General features: G+C 42.4%; 16 protein-coding genes. 8 read left to right on the top strand and 8 right to left on the bottom strand.

The genetic code is table 11. From position 1 onward, the window contains the following. Positions 1 to 260 precede the first annotated feature (260 nt). The 3 genes from cysB to PR761_RS03035 all read left to right on the top strand — a co-directional run bounded on the left by cysB (position 261) and on the right by PR761_RS03035 (position 4652). Complete coding sequence (cysB, locus tag PR761_RS03025) at positions 261 to 1235, top strand: HTH-type transcriptional regulator CysB (protein WP_006812924.1); 975 nt, start codon at positions 261 to 263, stop codon at positions 1233 to 1235. A 107-nt stretch (positions 1236 to 1342) separates the two neighbouring features. Next, positions 1343 to 4015, top strand: a complete 2673-nt coding sequence (gene acnA, locus PR761_RS03030) for an aconitate hydratase AcnA (protein ID WP_154611132.1) — start codon at positions 1343 to 1345, stop codon at positions 4013 to 4015. Positions 4016 to 4202: 187 nt separating this feature from the next. After that, on the top strand, positions 4203 to 4652 hold the full coding sequence (locus tag PR761_RS03035; RefSeq protein WP_006812926.1) for a hypothetical protein: 450 nt from the start codon (positions 4203 to 4205) through the stop codon (positions 4650 to 4652). 105 nt (positions 4653 to 4757) lie between these two features. Here the strand turns inward: PR761_RS03035 and hemB are convergent, their stop codons facing one another. Beyond that, positions 4758 to 5735: a porphobilinogen synthase gene (hemB, locus tag PR761_RS03040; protein ID WP_272519330.1), complete on the bottom strand. Its 978-nt coding sequence runs from the start codon at positions 5733 to 5735 to the stop codon at positions 4758 to 4760. A 229-nt stretch (positions 5736 to 5964) separates the two neighbouring features. Further along, positions 5965 to 6561, bottom strand: coding sequence for a GTP cyclohydrolase II (gene ribA, locus PR761_RS03045; RefSeq protein ID WP_039854372.1), 597 nt, complete (start codon positions 6559 to 6561; stop codon positions 5965 to 5967). 214 nt (positions 6562 to 6775) lie between these two features. Between ribA and PR761_RS03050 the strand changes: the two genes are divergently transcribed. The 5 genes from PR761_RS03050 to yciH all read left to right on the top strand — a co-directional run bounded on the left by PR761_RS03050 (position 6776) and on the right by yciH (position 10261). Continuing rightward, on the top strand, positions 6776 to 7495 hold the full coding sequence (locus PR761_RS03050; RefSeq protein WP_154611131.1) for a phosphatase PAP2 family protein: 720 nt from the start codon (positions 6776 to 6778) through the stop codon (positions 7493 to 7495). 162 nt (positions 7496 to 7657) lie between these two features. After that, positions 7658 to 7975 carry a LapA family protein gene (locus tag PR761_RS03055; RefSeq protein WP_039854374.1) on the top strand — a complete coding sequence of 106 codons (318 nt, stop codon included), beginning with the start codon at positions 7658 to 7660 and terminating at the stop codon, positions 7973 to 7975. A gap of 6 nt (positions 7976 to 7981) precedes the next feature. Next, a complete protein-coding gene (gene lapB, locus PR761_RS03060; RefSeq protein ID WP_154611130.1) occupies positions 7982 to 9154 on the top strand; it encodes a lipopolysaccharide assembly protein LapB in 1173 nt (390 codons plus the stop codon). A 46-nt stretch (positions 9155 to 9200) separates the two neighbouring features. After that, a complete protein-coding gene (gene pyrF / locus PR761_RS03065) occupies positions 9201 to 9938 on the top strand; it encodes an orotidine-5'-phosphate decarboxylase (RefSeq protein ID WP_039854375.1) in 738 nt (245 codons plus the stop codon). Continuing rightward, positions 9935 to 10261, top strand: a complete 327-nt coding sequence (yciH, locus tag PR761_RS03070) for a stress response translation initiation inhibitor YciH (RefSeq protein WP_115164336.1) — start codon at positions 9935 to 9937, stop codon at positions 10259 to 10261. The genes pyrF and yciH overlap by 4 nt, the downstream gene beginning before the upstream one ends. Before the next feature lie 56 nt (positions 10262 to 10317). Here the strand turns inward: yciH and osmB are convergent, their stop codons facing one another. The 6 genes from osmB to rsxD all read right to left on the bottom strand — a co-directional run bounded on the left by osmB (position 10318) and on the right by rsxD (position 15912). Further along, a complete protein-coding gene (gene osmB / locus PR761_RS03075; protein WP_006812934.1) occupies positions 10318 to 10524 on the bottom strand; it encodes an osmotically-inducible lipoprotein OsmB in 207 nt (68 codons plus the stop codon). A gap of 226 nt (positions 10525 to 10750) precedes the next feature. Then, positions 10751 to 12694, bottom strand: a complete 1944-nt coding sequence (locus tag PR761_RS03080; RefSeq protein WP_006812935.1) for an exoribonuclease II — start codon at positions 12692 to 12694, stop codon at positions 10751 to 10753. Between the two features lie 122 nt (positions 12695 to 12816). Further along, on the bottom strand, positions 12817 to 13458 hold the full coding sequence (nth, locus tag PR761_RS03085) for an endonuclease III (protein ID WP_006812936.1): 642 nt from the start codon (positions 13456 to 13458) through the stop codon (positions 12817 to 12819). 19 nt (positions 13459 to 13477) lie between these two features. Further along, positions 13478 to 14194, bottom strand: a complete 717-nt coding sequence (locus PR761_RS03090; protein ID WP_006812937.1) for an electron transport complex subunit E — start codon at positions 14192 to 14194, stop codon at positions 13478 to 13480. Then, the gene (gene rsxG / locus PR761_RS03095) at positions 14194 to 14823 is read right to left on the bottom strand and encodes an electron transport complex subunit RsxG (protein WP_006812938.1); all 630 of its coding nucleotides are present in this window, start codon (positions 14821 to 14823) and stop codon (positions 14194 to 14196) included. Before rsxG ends, PR761_RS03090 begins: the two co-directional genes overlap by 1 nt. Before the next feature lie 9 nt (positions 14824 to 14832). After that, positions 14833 to 15912, bottom strand: coding sequence for an electron transport complex subunit RsxD (gene rsxD / locus PR761_RS03100; RefSeq protein WP_006812939.1), 1080 nt, complete (start codon positions 15910 to 15912; stop codon positions 14833 to 14835). Positions 15913 to 16005: the final 93 nt, after the last annotated feature.

Here is a 16005-nt window from a genome sequence, read left to right on the forward strand (position 1 = left end):
AAATATTAGTCTAAAGGGAAATAAAAAACGGCATATTTACCATTCAAGCATAGTTAAAGGGAAAAATAACCTGACTTTGCAATACCTTACTTGCTTATTACCTTTTTATACTCGCTAGATGAAATATTGTCATCATACTGTTTATTCCTCATAATTTAATGTTATATTGGTTATATATATATTAATCAATATTACTTTTTGTTATATGTAATGTTTTTTAGCTATAGCTAAAACGGTTTCAAGCAAGGGGTGGAGCAATAATGAAATTACAGCAACTACGTTATATCGTTGAAGTGGTCAATCATGACCTGAATGTCTCTTCGACGGCGGAAGGCTTATTTACCTCTCAACCGGGGATCAGTAAGCAAGTCAGAATGTTGGAAGATGAGCTTGGAATACAAATTTTTGCGCGTAGCGGAAAGCATTTAACCCATGTTACGCCCGCGGGTGAAGAGGTTGTTCGTATTTCCCGTGAAGTACTTTCAAAAATTGAAGCTATTCGTTCAGTTGCCGGGGAACATACTGTTCCTGATAGAGGTAGCCTTAAAATAGCTACGACTCACACACAAGCACGCTACGCATTACCGCCAGTGATTAAAAGTTTTATTGAGCGGTATCCCCATGTTTCCCTTCACATGCAACAGGGTTCTCCAACCCAAATAGCGGAAGAAGTTTGCAAAGGAAACAGTGATTTTGCGATAGCGACTGAAGCCCTACATTTATACAGTGACTTGATTATGTTGCCTTGCTACCACTGGAACCGTTGTGTGATAGTTCCTAAAGGGCACCCACTGACAGAAAAAAAGAATGTCACAATTGAAGATATTGCTCAGTATCAAATTGTCACCTATACCCACGGTTTTACCGGGCGCTCGGAGTTAGATGTGGCTTTCCAAAAAGTGGGATTAGAGCCAAAAATTATTTTTACAGCAACGGATGCGGATGTGATTAAAACCTACGTTAAATTAGGTTTGGGCATCGGGATCATTGCGAGCATGGCGGTCGATCCTGAAGTTGATAAAGATTTAGTTGTTATTGATATGCGAGATAAATTTAGCTATAGCACCACGAAAATTGGCTTTAAACGAACCAGTTTCTTGCGCAGTTATATGTATGATTTTATCTGGCGATTCGCACCACATTTAACACGGGATGTGGTAGATAAGGCAATTGCCTTGCGAAATAATGAAGATATTGAAGAGTTCTTCAAAGATATTCCGCTACCTATTTTGTAAGTAACAAAACGACATTGGCACAAAATCTATAAAGGAAATTACTAGGGAGACTATGATTAATAGTGCTTAGTAAAAAAATAAGGTGCCCAAAACGCCAAGGAGGAGTTATGTCGTTGAGTTTAAAAACAGAAAGTGCAGCAACGCTGCATGTTGGTGACAAACAGTATAATTACTTCAGCTTATCCCGCGCAGAGCAAAAACTCGGTAGCGGGGAGCGCTTACCTAAATCCCTTAAAGTCTTACTTGAAAATCTACTACGCCATATTGATGGTAAATCTGTGGTGGAAGCTGACCTACAAGCCATTATTGATTGGCAAAAAAATGCTCATGCAGATAGAGAAATTGCGTATCGACCTGCACGGGTCCTAATGCAAGATTTTACGGGTGTTCCTGCGGTTGTTGACCTCGCAGCAATGCGTGAAGCAGTTCAATCCCTCGGCGGAAACGTCAACCAAGTAAACCCATTATCCCCTGTTGATCTGGTTATCGACCACTCAGTGATGGTCGATGAATTTGGCAATCAACAGGCATTTAGCGATAACGTCGAAATTGAAATGCAGCGTAACCATGAACGTTATCTCTTTTTACGCTGGGGGCAAAAAGCTTTTAACCGCTTTAGAGTTGTTCCTCCGGGAACGGGGATTTGTCATCAGGTTAACCTTGAGTATCTTGGCAAAGCCGTATGGTATGAAGAGGTTGGTGGCCAGCTAGTGGCTTATCCGGATACCTTAGTGGGAACAGATTCGCATACCACCATGATTAATGGGTTAGGCGTACTCGGTTGGGGTGTTGGCGGAATTGAAGCGGAAGCCGCAATGTTAGGCCAGCCAGTATCGATGTTGATCCCAGATGTCGTTGGCTTCAAATTAACGGGAAAACTTGCTGAGGGCATAACCGCGACAGATTTAGTGTTGACCGTGACCCAAATGCTCCGTAAACATGGTGTGGTGGGTAAATTTGTTGAGTTTTATGGTGATGGACTCGCCGATCTGCCATTAGCTGATCGTGCAACCATTGCCAATATGGCACCAGAATATGGTGCGACATGTGGATTTTTCCCCGTGGATGAAATCACACTGGCCTATATGACATTAACAGGGCGTCATCAAGATGAGATTGCGCTGGTGGAGTCCTACAGTAAGCAGCAGGGTTTATGGCGCTATCAAGGGGATGAACCCATTTTTACCAGTACATTAGAATTGGATATGGGCACGGTAGAATCTAGCTTGGCTGGACCAAAACGTCCGCAAGATAGAGTAGAGTTAAGCCAAGTACCTCAAGCGTTTCAAGGTGCAGTGGATTTGGAACTTAACAAAAAAGATAAACATGCTCATCCACGGATAAAATATCACGATCAAGAATTTGAACTGACTGATGGCGCGGTGGTAATAGCTGCGATTACCTCTTGTACCAATACTTCTAACCCGAGTGTGTTAATGGCTGCGGGACTATTGGCGAAGAAAGCGGTAGAAAAAGGACTTATGCGCCAACCGTGGGTAAAAACCTCATTAGCTCCGGGTTCTAAAGTCGTTACAGACTATCTTGCATTAGCGGGCCTATCTCCTTATCTCGACCAACTCGGTTTTAACCTTGTGGGTTATGGATGTACTACCTGTATTGGTAACTCCGGTCCATTACCAGCACCGATTGAAGACGCGATAAAACAGTCCGACCTGACCGTCGGAGCGGTACTTTCTGGTAATCGTAACTTTGAAGGGCGCATTCATCCTCTGGTAAAAACAAACTGGCTCGCGTCTCCGCCCCTAGTTGTGGCGTATGCCTTAGCTGGAAATATGCATATCAACCTGAAGACGGAGCCTCTTGGCATCGATAAACAGGGCAATCCGGTTTATCTGAAAGATATTTGGCCATCCAGTGCTGAAATTGCCTTAGCGGTAGAAAAAGTGAAAACCGATATGTTCCGCAAAGAGTACAGCGCGGTATTTGATGGAGATGAAACATGGCAAGCACTGAGTGTTGAAAGTTCGTCAACTTATCATTGGCAAAAAGATTCTACCTATATTCGACATCCTCCATTCTTTGAAAATATGCCAGCAACACCTAAACCGGTTGCAGATATTCATGGTGCCAACATTTTGGCGATCCTCGGTGATTCAGTGACCACTGACCATATTTCACCTGCGGGTAATATCAAGAAAGATAGCCCTGCGGGTCGTTATCTTCAAGAGCATGGTGTTGCCGTCACAGATTTTAACTCCTATGGGTCTCGTCGTGGTAACCACGAAGTGATGATGCGAGGAACCTTTGCGAATATTCGTATTCGTAATGAAATGTTATCCGGTGTTGAAGGCGGCTATACCTTGCATATTCCAACGGGTCAACAAATGGCAATTTTTGATGCTGCGATGTTGTATCAGCAACAAAATCGTCCATTGGCTATCATCGCAGGAAAAGAGTACGGTTCTGGCTCTAGCCGTGACTGGGCGGCAAAAGGGACTAACTTATTAGGCGTGCGTGTGGTGATTGCTGAATCTTATGAACGAATTCATCGTTCCAACCTGATTGGTATGGGGGTTGTTCCTCTTGAGTTTTCGGGGGGTGAGACGCGCAAAACCTTAAAACTCAAAGGGGATGAGCTGATTGATGTTACAGGATTACAATCATTAACACCGGGACAGAATATTAACGTGAAAATTACCTATGGTAATGGAGATGTAAAAGAGGTAGTGACACGTTGCCGTATTGATACCGCGACTGAGATGGAATATTACCGCCATGGCGGGATTTTACATTATGTTATCCGCCAGATGTTGCATTAAATTATTGAACCAATGCCCGCGGCGTATCACTGTGGGCATTTTTTTACTGTTAATTCTTAAACTTTGTTATTTCTCAAGTTTTTCAGCCTAATTCTAAGCTATTGTGTTAGTCAGTATTCAGAAAAAGCTCTGTAGTTTGATGGAATGAAATTACCGCATTTATCGAAATAGCGTAAAGGAAATCAATATGGCAAATATCAATGAAACTGATTTTTATAAGGGCGCACTATGGGCAGCAGATATTTTATTAAGTACCTCTCATTGCGCTGGTGCCAATGATGAAGTACGCGATATTTTAGAACATATTCCCAATTTATATTCCGTCGTGATGAGAACCCCAGAGGCTGAGGTTCATGATTTAAGATTATATGCAGATAAAGAGTTCCCATTGGGAATGAATGCAGAATACACCGCAATTGCGATTGCACCACTGAAAGACTTTTTTGATATTTTGCCAATCACTGAACAAGATCTTGATTGTGCCAGTATGGATGTGGAAACCTGGGGTGTTGTGGCCGATTTACCTGACGGTAAGAAAGATTTATTAATCGCGGGGCTATTATCACCTGAAACTGCTCAAGTTTATGCACAGCGATTGTCTGAGCAGTTAAAATTGCAGCAAAGTACGGCTAATTAACGCTCGCCTTGTATTATAAGTAAGCAAAAATGAACAAAAACGCCGATACTGTATTTATATCCAGTATCGGCGTTTTTTATGACCGCTTTTTAATGTTCCGTAAGATTACAGAATTTTATCTTCTGCCAATTGCAATGCAAAATAGGTGAAAATCAAATCTGCACCGGCACGTTTAATGGCACCAAGGCTTTCTAAAGTGACGCGAGTTTCATCAATAGCACCGGCTTGAGCTGCAAACTTGATCATGGCGTATTCACCGCTAACTTGATATGCACCAATAGGTAATTGAGTGCATTCGCGTAGGTCACGAATAATATCTAAATAAGCCCCAGCAGGTTTTACCATTAACGCATCGGCACCTTCTTGAGCATCAATTAATGACTCATGTAAGGCTTCACGACGGTTCATCGGATTCATTTGATAAGTTTTTCTGTCACCTTTTAAGCATGAACCGGCAGCGTCACGGAATGGACCATACAATGCGGAAGCAAATTTTGTAGAGTAGGACATAATTGCAGTATCCGTAAATCCGGCTTCATCCAATGTGCGACGGATTGCGGCAACTTGTCCATCCATTGCGGCAGAAGGTGCGATGAAGTCAGCACCGGCACGAGCAGCAGCAACAGCTTGTAATCCAAGATTATGGATGGTGGCATCGTTATCAACGAAATCGCCGTGCATAACGCCACAATGACCGTGGGAGGTATATTCACAGAAACAAGTATCGGACATCACCACCATTTCAGGCACGGTGTCTTTACAGATACGTGACATACGAGAGACTAAACCGTTATCTTGCCATGCATCGCTGCCAGTTTCATCGAGATGATGTGAAACCCCAAATGTCATTACTGACTTAATTCCCGCTTTAGCAATGCGCTCAATTTCATAAGCAAGGCGCTTTTCTGGAATGCGGACTACCCCGGGCATGCTAGCGATTGGTGCATAGTCATCTAAGCCTTCTTCAACGAAGATAGGCAAGCATAAGTCGTTAATAGAGAGATGGGTTTCTTGGAATAGGGAGCGGAGTTGTTCACTTTTACGCAATCTTCTCATGCGTTGGATAGAATGCAGGTTATTCACAATATCTCCTTGTTAGACGAAGAATAGGCATACAAGATTAGGATTAATATGCGGTATTTTTTCGATGTAATTTTTTGATATAAAAGTTGCGAACAGTATAAACCCTAAAAAAAGAATGTGAATATAGCAATTAGCAAATGTATTACATTCGATTGTTTTGATGAAAATAGGGGCTAAGGCAGAATGATCAAGGAAGAGTGCAAGACACTCTTCCAAGTTGCAGAAAATGTTATTGATGCTTAAATAGCAGATGACCCATTTTTTCAGCTTTTACATCTAAATAGTGTGCATTACTTGGGTTACGACCAACAATTAATGGCACTCGTTCAACCACATTTATTCCCGCTTCACGCATGATATCAATTTTTTTCGGGTTATTAGTCAGTAAACGGACTTCATTAATCCCCAGCAATTTATACATGTCTGAGCAGAGGGTGAAATCGCGTTCATCCGCTTTAAAGCCTAGTTTAAGATTGGCTTCAACAGTATCTAAGCCCTGGTCTTGTAAAGCATAAGCACGGATTTTATTCAGTAATCCAATATTTCTGCCTTCTTGACGGTGATATAATAAGACACCGCGACCAATCTCACTGATTTGCTTAAGCGCAGCTTCTAACTGAAAGCCACAGTCACAACGTAAACTAAATAATGCATCTCCCGTTAAGCATTCAGAGTGAATACGGCTAAGTACCGGCTCAGCCCCTGAAATATCGCCAAAAATTAATGCGACATGGTCTCGACCTGTTGCAATTTCTTCAAAACCTACCATTAAAAATTCACCGAAAGGTGTCGGTAATTTTGCTTCGGCAACACGTTTTAGCTGCATATTTTCTTTCATTAGTTAAAGTAACTCTTGCTTAATTAATAACGTAAATCGATATAAGACAATTATTATAATATATCGATGCTATATGACGTTTGCATATAGAGTCAGGCATTCTTTGCACACTGCCGACGCTGTACTACTATAACAGAGTAAATAGGTTGTTCATGCAAGTTTTATTAATAAGGAAATAATGAATTTTTATGGAATACATTAAATGAAAAAGACAATTTATCTTATCGCTATTTTTACATTTTTATTGATGTTACCGCCGATAATTATGATAGGCATAGGCTGGCAATGGACACCAGAGCAGCAACCGACAATGAAAGGGTTACTGTGGTTAACGGACACTGCCGGAATGCCCTATAGCATTATCACGTTTATACTGCTGACCTTACTGACTTTGTTTGTCTTTCGTCAGTCTAAAGCGCAGTGGGTTAAACTTATCGTGATTATTTTGGTTTGTATTTTGGGCCAGCAAGGCCTTAAATCATTACTAAAGAGTAGCTTCCAAGAACCAAGACCTTATGTGGTCTGGATGGGGGTAACGTATGGGATTGATGCAACCAAATTTTATGAACTTAAACGCGGTGCGCGTGCAGACATAGTTAAGGATACGGTTAAATCAAATGACCTGATCCCTAAATGGCAACGTAAACATTGGCAAGCTGAAACAGGATATTCTTTCCCATCTGGGCATATGTTATTTGCTGCGGGTTGGGCTTTATTGTTGATCGGTTTATTTTGGCAACGTCGTCAATATACATTAGCTATATTCTTAGGTCTTTGGGCTGAAGGGATTGGGCTAAGCCGAATGTTGCTCGGTATGCATTGGCCAATTGATATCCTGACATCAACGTTTATTAGCGGTTGTTTTGCTTTGATTGGATATGCCATCTTCAAATCACATTGGTTTGAAAGACGTCAAGCATAAGGGGCACTAATAACAGTCACTGGGACTATCTTGATGAAAAAGGAGCATTTTTAGTGCTGGAAGATACGGGCTGTTAATAATTTACTTTGTCTGGAAGCGCCGAAAATGCTACCTTATCAGATAGATGTTTTGGAACGAGAAGAACTGATAACGGGAACAAATGTGAAATACTTTCTGATTTTATTACTGGCGGTCGCTATTTTTATTGTGTCGATTACGCTCGGTTCAAGCAATGATCAGGTTATTACATTTAACTACCTGATTGCAAAAGGGGATTTTTCTTTATCCTCGTTACTTGCTACCTTATTTGGTGTCGGTTTTGTGCTGGGCTGGTTGGTCTGTGCTGTATTTTATTTACGCACGATTGTTAGCTTAAAAAATGCACGTCGTAAAATTAGACGTTTAGAATCACAATTAGGTGCTGAAGAGAAAACTATTTCTGACTCAACCGAATTAGTGACGCCTCAGAACAAGGAATAGTCCTCAATGTTCGAGTTGCTTTTTCTGCTGTTACCTGTTGCCGCCGCATATGGCTGGTACATGGGGCGCAGAAGTGCTCAACAAGATAAGCAGCAGCATGCAAATCGCTTGTCCCGTGATTACGTGACAGGCGTTAACTTTCTATTATCCAATCAACAAGATAAAGCCGTTGATTTATTCCTTGAAATGCTCAAAACGGAAGATAGTTCCGCGTTTGAAGCGCATCTTACCCTTGGTAATCTATTCCGTTCCCGTGGCGAAGTTGAACGCGCCATTCGTATTCACCAATCGCTGGTGGAAAGCGCCGCATTATCCTTTGAACAGCGCCTGTTAGCGACTCAACAATTGGGTCGTGATTATATGACTGCGGGTGTGTATGATCGCGCTGAAAATATGTTCCAACAGCTGACGGATGAAGTCGATTTTAAACAGAGTGCATTGCAATCCCTATTAACTATCTATCAACTGACTAGTGATTGGGGCAAGGCGATTGAGACTGCCACTAAATTAGTGAAATTAGGCGCCGAAGAATTACGCGAGCAAATTGCACATTTTTATTGTGAATTGGCAACCCAAGAGCTTGCAAGTGATGATATTGACGGTGCGTTAAGTTTATTAAATAAAGGTGAGCAGGTAGATAAAAATTGTGCCCGAATTTCAATAATGAAAGGGCGTATTTTTATTGAACAAGTTAATTATGAAAAAGCGATTAACGCATTAAAGCAAGTTTATTCTCAAGATCGTGAACTAGTGTCTGAAACGCTACCTCTATTATACGAGTGTTATCAACACACGGGGCATTCTGATGATTGGGAAGCTTATTTACGTCAATGTGTTGAAGGTAATTCAGGGGCAATTGCTGAGCTTTATCTTGCCGATATTATTGTTGAAAAACAAAATCATGAAGCCGCTGTCAGTTATATTAATGATCAAATTCAACGGCATCCAACCATGCGTTTATTTTACCGTCTGATGGATTACCATTTAGCGGAAGCAGAAGAGGGTCGAGCTAAAGAAAGCTTGATTTTATTACGTAAAATGGTTGGTGAGCAAATCAGAACTAAACCTGATTATCGCTGCCTCAAATGTGGTTTTACATCCCGTGCATTATATTGGCACTGTCCATCTTGCCGCTCTTGGGACACCATTAAGCCCATCCGCGGGTTAGATGGCCAGTGACAACGTCACTTTTTTAATTACGTTAACACTCAATAAAGGCTATAGAATGATTTCCTCAACTGAGAACCTCACTCGCGTTACGACTCACTCGCCAATCATTGTGGCTCTTGATTATGAAGATGCTAATGCGGCGTTAGCGTTTGTCGATAAGATTGACCCGCGCGATTGCCGCTTAAAGGTGGGTAAAGAAATGTTCACTTTTAATGGTCCTCAATTTGTTAAGTCACTCCATGATCGCGGTTTTGACGTTTTTCTTGATCTGAAATTCCATGATATTCCTAATACGGTTGCTCGTGCGGTCTCTGCGGCTGCTGAGATGGGCGTTTGGATGGTGAATGTTCATGCGAGTGGTGGCGCTCGTATGATGGAAGCTGCTCGTCAAGCGCTCGAAGTTTATGGGAAAGATGCCCCTTTATTAACAGCAGTGACCGTTCTCACCAGTATGGATGCCTCTGATTTAGCAGGTATCGGAATCAACTTAACGCCAGCGGAATATGCAGAACACTTAGCATTACTCACTAAGCAGTGTGGCTTAGATGGTGTGGTGTGTTCTGCTCACGAAGCGAAAGCATTGAAAGAGCTATGTGGACACGATTTTAAATTAGTGACCCCAGGAATACGCCCTGTGGGAAGCGAAGTCGGTGACCAGCGTCGTATCATGACGCCACAGCAGGCTATTGAAGCGGGTGTGGATTATATGGTCATTGGGCGACCAATTACTCGCAGTGACGATCCTGCGCTAACCTTGCAACAAATTAACCAGTCAATCAGAGAATTAGTATGAGTGACGCGAATAGCCGTTTAGTTTATAGCACCGATATTGGGCGGATTGAGGAAGAAAAACCACAAGTCACTCGACCTAAAGGCGATGGTATTGTGCGTATTCGCCGCGAAACATCGGGTCGTAAAGGCAAAGGTGTTTGTGTGGTTACGGGGTTAGATCTCAATGATGTGGAGCTAACAAAACTCGCCGCTGAGTTAAAGAAAAAGTGTGGTTGTGGTGGCGCCGTCAAAGAGGGTGATATTGAAATCCAAGGTGATAAACGCGACTTGCTAAAACAGCTTTTAGAAGCCAAAGGCTACCAAGTTAAATTAGCTGGTGGCTGAAATGAAATAAAGAAGGGGAAACATTACGTTTCCCCTTTTGCAGGATATTAAAGGACTTATTTCTTCACTTGATTTCCAATAATACCACCGATAGCCGCTCCACCTACAGTGCCGAGTGCGCTTCCATCTGTTAATATAGCTCCTCCGACAGCACCGATTCCAGCTCCAATTGCTGTATTTTTATCGCGTTTTGACATATTTGAACAAGCACTCACGCTGAATGCGACAGTTGCAATAATGGCCAAAGTGAGGATGCGTTTCATGATAATGACTCCAACATGGTTGTTTCTAGTGATAACTACCTATAAAAATATAGCAGAGTTAAAATATCACGAATAAGGTGTAAATTGATCAGAATAATCAGAAATAAATGTCAAGAAGTGTGGGTTATTTAACATTAAATGCTAATGTTTGAATTATGTAGAGTTTTGGACAAAAAAAGACCACGAGATAAAATCCCGTGGTCAGATAATAACGAAATCTTAGAAATTAAGCCGCTGGGCGAGCCACAATATTTCGTGTTTCCATACGTACTTCAGCAATGTTGACATCGATAATATCATTCAGCTGATAAGCTTTTTCACCTTTAATTAATACGCTACCTGTTTCTTGGCTACATTGAATTTCATCACGTACACTGTGCAAGAATGGTGCAGGGACAAAAGCGACCGCGCCGTTATTAACGAGTCTGACACGAACTCCACCGCGAGTGATATCGATGATCTCCGCAGGGAATTTAGTATCAGTACCCTCGAAAGGTTTCAGATAACGGGAATATAGCCAATCACCTACATCTCTTTCTGCCATACGGTTAGCACGACGACGTTCAGCCAACTTAATCGATAACTCTTCACTCGGTTTCTCAGTGGCTGGCGTTCCTGCAATAATCGACTTCAGCAGACGGTGGTTTACGATATCAGTATATTTACGAATTGGTGATGTCCATGTTGCATAGGCATCAAAGCCCAAACCAAAGTGTGGACCCGGATCGGCTTTCACTTCTGCAAAAGTTTGGAAGCGACGAATACGGCTATCTAAGAACTGGGTTGGTTGAGAATCCAGTTGACGGCGTAACTGACGGAAACCTTCAAGAGTGAGTAACTCATCGCCATTCACTTCAATACCATTATCTTTTAACGTTTGAACTACTTGCTCGATTTGTACAGGGTCAAAGCCCATATGAACGTTAAATACACCAAACCCTAATTTATTTTTCAGTACATTAGCTGCACATAAGTTAGCGGTAATCATCGCTTCTTCAACAATACGGTTAGCCGTACGGCGACTCTCGGCAACGATATCGAGGACATAGCCATTCTCATCTAAGATAAAGCGATAATCTGGTCTATCTTTAAAGACTAATGCATTGTCATTACGCCATTTCAGTCGCTTATCAGCCATCTCTTTTAATAGCAAAATTTGCTGAGTATCGGCATCTGATTTTGGCTTCCATGTGCCAGTTTCTTCTAACCAATCAGAGACTTCATCGTAGACTAATTTAGTTTTCGATTCGACCCAAGCAAGGAAAAACTCAATATTGCTATCAATAGAGCCATCTTGCAGGATTTGAGTGATACAGACTAAAGCGGGGCGACGTTCATTAGGACGTAGGGAACACAGGTCATCTGAAAGTTGGCGAGGCAACATAGGAATGTTGAAGCCCGGCAAATAGTTAGTGTATGAGCGTGCTAATGCTAACTTATCTAACTCGCTACCTTCTTTAATGTAGCTGGTTGGATCAGCGATAGCGATGTACAGCTTTAAATTACCTTCTGCTGTTTTCTCGACATACAGCGCATCATCCATATCTTCGGTACTAGCACTATCGATAGTCACAAAGTGTAGGTCGGTTAAGTCTGTACGCTCGAGACCTTCATCATCGCGCTCGCTGTCAACCATTGCTGGTTCAGTACGGTCTAATTGGTGACGGCGTAACGTTACCCACCATGGGGCATAGTGGTCATCACCATACGTAATGAATTCAGTGATATCAGCGTAAAAGCCTTTATCGCCTTTTAATGGATGACGACGCATTTCTGCGACAACCCAGTCACCTTGTTTAAATTCGTGAGTGATCCCATTGACTGGACGGCAAGATATTGCGTCTTTTAAGAGCGGATGGTCAGGAATGACGAACAGTCGATTATCGTTATCTTTTTTCTGAATTTTACCGACAAAACGGTTAAGAAAAGGCTCAATCAACGCTTCTGGTTCAGCAAATTCACGATCTTTATCGGTGTGGATCGTGGCAGAGATCCGGTCACCATGCATCACTTTTTTCATTTGCGGTGGCGGGATAAAATAGCTTTTTTGTCCGTCGACTTCTAAAAAGCCAAAGCCTTTTTCAGTACTTTTAACCAGACCTTCAGCACGAGGTGTTTGAGCGTGCAACGTTTGTTTCAGTTGCGCTAATAATGGGTTGTCTTGAAACATACTTACCGTTTATTTGAGGTTGAGTTTGGCTCTATTGTTGCGTAAGACAAAGTCTTAGAGCAAGGAAAAAATGCGAATGACATCATATCTGTGTGGTAATTCGCATCTCAGAGCAAAGGGAGTTAATCTTCTGGATAAACTTTATCTTTAAATTCACATAAATCTTCAATAATACAGGATCCACATCGCGGTTTTCGTGCAATGCAGGTATAACGACCGTGTAAGATAAACCAATGGTGGCAATCGACTTTAAATTCAGCGGGAACTACTTTGAGTAGTTTTTCCTCGACTTCTACCACATCTTTTCCCGGCGCAAACTTAGTTCGGTTACACACGCGGAAAATATGGGTGTCGACAGCAATGGTTGGCCAGCCAAATGCTGTATTGAGCACAACATTGGCTGTTTTGCGTCCTACTCCGGGTAAAGCTTCGAGGGCTTCACGATTTTCAGGCACCTGACTGTGATGTTTTTCAATGAGTAACTTACAGGTCTTATACACGTTTTCAGCTTTAGTGTTAAATAACCCGATCGTTTTGATGTACTCTTTGATGCCATCGACGCCAAGAGCTAACATTTTTTCTGGCGTATCAGCGATAGGATACAGTTTAGCTGTCGCTTTATTAACGCTAACATCGGTGGCTTGAGCTGATAACAGGACAGAGATAAGTAACTCAAAAGGGGAGTTAAATGCAAGCTCCGTCGTCGGTTTTGGGTTGTCATCGCGCAGGCGAGTGAGAATTTCAATACGTTTAGTTTTATTCATTGCTCACAAAGCTTCAGGTTTAAGAAAGATGGCTGCCACAACCTTGTTCTTTTTGATATTCACGTGCAGGTTGTTGACCTAATTTTAGAGCGGCGCGCTTTTTCATTTTTTCATCGATAAGATATTTACCTGCCAGCATTAATGCTAGACCGATAAAAGCGCCCGGAGGGAGCATAGCGAGTAAAAATGGTGAGTCAAGGTGTAAGACCTCTATACGTAATGATTTTGCCCATGAACCAAGCAATAAATCAGCGCCATCAAATAGGGTTCCATTACCCAAGATCTCCCGTATTGCTCCGAGCACAAACAGGGCAGCGGTTGCTCCTAATCCCATCGCTAATCCATCAATTGCCGATAAAGGAACGGGGTTACGAGAGGCATAAGCTTCAGCTCGCCCAATCACGATACAGTTAGTCACGATCAATGGAATAAAAATCCCCAGAGACTCGTATAAGCCAAATGCGTAGGCATTGATTAACATTTGTACTGCACTGACTACAGAAGCAATAATCATCACATAAATGGGAATACGAATTTCTGAAGGAACCCAACGGCGAAATGCGGAAACGGCCACATTGGTACATACCAGAACTAATGTGGTTGCTAGCCCAAGACCAAGGGCATTTGTAGCGGTAGAAGAGACCGCTAGCAGAGGGCATAAACCCAGTAGTTGGACTAATGCAGAGTTATTTTTCCATAACCCTTGAGCAAATAAATCTTTCGTTTCACTACTCATTATTCATCCCCACAGATAGGATAATTGGCTAATTCTTCAGGCACAGTTTGAATAAATGCGGCAGTACGTTTTGTGGCATTAACGACCGCTCTTGGTGTGATAGTTGCCCCAGTAAATTGGTCAAAATCACCACCATCTTTTTTCACTGCCCAGTGAGGGTCTTTATCAGATTCAATTTTTTTACCCGTGAAATGCGTGATCCAATCGGAAATTCGGGTTTCAATTTTATCTCCGAGCCCTGGAGTTTCATGATGTTCAGTTACTCGCACACCCAGTACAGTACCTTTAAAATCTGCCCCAACGAGTACGTGGATTGCCCCAGAATAGCCATCTGGAGCCGTACTTTCTAGCGCAGCTGCCACAGGTTGACCATTTTTACGGGCAATATAAAGATGGCGAGGTTTTTTATTTCCTAGTATAGCTTCGTTAGTGACTAGATAGCACTCTTTGGACAGCTCATTATCATATAAAGATTCAGGAACGACTTGATCGAGTAGTTTTTGCTGCACTAATGCAGCTTGCTCCGCAATGGTATCTTTAGTCAGAGTATAAACAGCAGCACTTAATGCTGTTGTCCCTGCGGCAAACAGTGCCAGAATCACTCCATGACGACGCATTGTATTTAACATTCTGGCTCCTTATTTATGTCCGTACGCACGAGGCTGCGTATAGTGGTCAATTAATGGTACGGTGATATTTGCTAATAAGACGGCAAATGCTACCGCATCTGGGTAACCGCCGTAGACACGGATAACCCAGACTAAGAAGCCGATAAGTACCCCAAAAATAATTCGACCTTTTGGGGTTGTTGATGCGGTGACGGGATCCGTCGCGATAAAGAACGCCCCTAACATCGTCGCCCCTGACAGCAACTGTACCAATGGTGGTGAATAACGGGCATCATCGATTAACCAACTGACGATGGCGAGTACTGCCAACGTACCGATAAACGCTACAGGGATATGCCAGCTGATAATTCGGCGGCTGAGCATAATTAATCCCCCCAGAAGATAGGCGATATTGACCCATTGCCAACCAATACCTGCAAGGGAGCCTTGGAGAATAGGTTGCTGCAATACCTCAGAGATCGAGTGAGTGAGTAAGCCAGTTTTAAAACTATCCAATGGAGTGGCTTGGCTCATGCCATCAATACCGGTGCGTAGCTGATCAAGTGTCACGCCAGTTGATGTATGTCCACTAAAAATAACGGCTAGGCTATCTAATCCAGAAATATGTAATTGTTGTAATTCTTGTGGTGGTAGCCAGTTAGTCATTTGGACAGGGAAAGAAATAAGCAGAACTACATATCCCACCATGGCGGGGTTAAATGGATTTTGTCCCAATCCGCCGTAACACTGTTTCGCAATAATAATCGCAAAAATAGTCCCTAAGACAATCAGCCACCAAGGCGATAGCGGCGGTAAACTGACCCCTAAAAGTAATGCAGTCACAATGGCTGAATTATCTTTTAGTACTGGGAGTACAGGCTGCTTACGCAAACGGATAGATATCGCTTCTGTTAATGCGGCAGTCGCCATCGCTAATGCAATTTGGTACAGAGTACCCACGCCGAAAAAGTATGTTTGAACTGCAATTCCGGGAATTGCAGCAAGTAAGACCCAAAACATTACCTGACTGGTACTTTGTTTATCATGAGTAAATGGGGCACTGGCTATTTTTAAACGGCGAGCTTTGTTATCAAGCGGTCTAAATTTCATCTTTTTATCACTTACTCTATAGTTGACTGTTCATTTGATTGTTGCGCTTTTTTCGCTTTGACTCGCGCAATGGCGGCAGCAACGGCAGCTTTA

The sequence above is a fragment of the Providencia sp. PROV210 genome (genome assembly GCF_028479445.1).
Lineage (GTDB): Bacteria > Pseudomonadota > Gammaproteobacteria > Enterobacterales > Enterobacteriaceae > Providencia > Providencia rustigianii.

What these genes read in the sequence shown, in the direction of transcription:
- PR761_RS03090 (WP_006812937.1), bottom strand. Translation starts at nt 14,194, where the DNA reads ATGAGTAGTGAAACGAAAGATTTATTTGCTCAAGGGTTATGGAAAAAT.
- nth (WP_006812936.1), bottom strand. Translation starts at nt 13,458, where the DNA reads ATGAATAAAACTAAACGTATTGAAATTCTCACTCGCCTGCGCGATGAC.
- PR761_RS03050 (WP_154611131.1), top strand. Translation starts at nt 6,776, where the DNA reads ATGAAAAAGACAATTTATCTTATCGCTATTTTTACATTTTTATTGATG.
- yciH (WP_115164336.1), top strand. Translation starts at nt 9,935, where the DNA reads ATGAGTGACGCGAATAGCCGTTTAGTTTATAGCACCGATATTGGGCGG.
- ribA (WP_039854372.1), bottom strand. Translation starts at nt 6,561, where the DNA reads ATGCAGCTAAAACGTGTTGCCGAAGCAAAATTACCGACACCTTTCGGT.
- lapB (WP_154611130.1), top strand. Translation starts at nt 7,982, where the DNA reads ATGTTCGAGTTGCTTTTTCTGCTGTTACCTGTTGCCGCCGCATATGGC.
- rsxD (WP_006812939.1), bottom strand. Translation starts at nt 15,912, where the DNA reads ATGAAATTTAGACCGCTTGATAACAAAGCTCGCCGTTTAAAAATAGCC.
- acnA (WP_154611132.1), top strand. Translation starts at nt 1,343, where the DNA reads ATGTCGTTGAGTTTAAAAACAGAAAGTGCAGCAACGCTGCATGTTGGT.
- cysB (WP_006812924.1), top strand. Translation starts at nt 261, where the DNA reads ATGAAATTACAGCAACTACGTTATATCGTTGAAGTGGTCAATCATGAC.
- osmB (WP_006812934.1), bottom strand. Translation starts at nt 10,524, where the DNA reads ATGAAACGCATCCTCACTTTGGCCATTATTGCAACTGTCGCATTCAGC.
- PR761_RS03080 (WP_006812935.1), bottom strand. Translation starts at nt 12,694, where the DNA reads ATGTTTCAAGACAACCCATTATTAGCGCAACTGAAACAAACGTTGCAC.
- pyrF (WP_039854375.1), top strand. Translation starts at nt 9,201, where the DNA reads ATGATTTCCTCAACTGAGAACCTCACTCGCGTTACGACTCACTCGCCA.
- rsxG (WP_006812938.1), bottom strand. Translation starts at nt 14,823, where the DNA reads ATGTTAAATACAATGCGTCGTCATGGAGTGATTCTGGCACTGTTTGCC.
- PR761_RS03035 (WP_006812926.1), top strand. Translation starts at nt 4,203, where the DNA reads ATGGCAAATATCAATGAAACTGATTTTTATAAGGGCGCACTATGGGCA.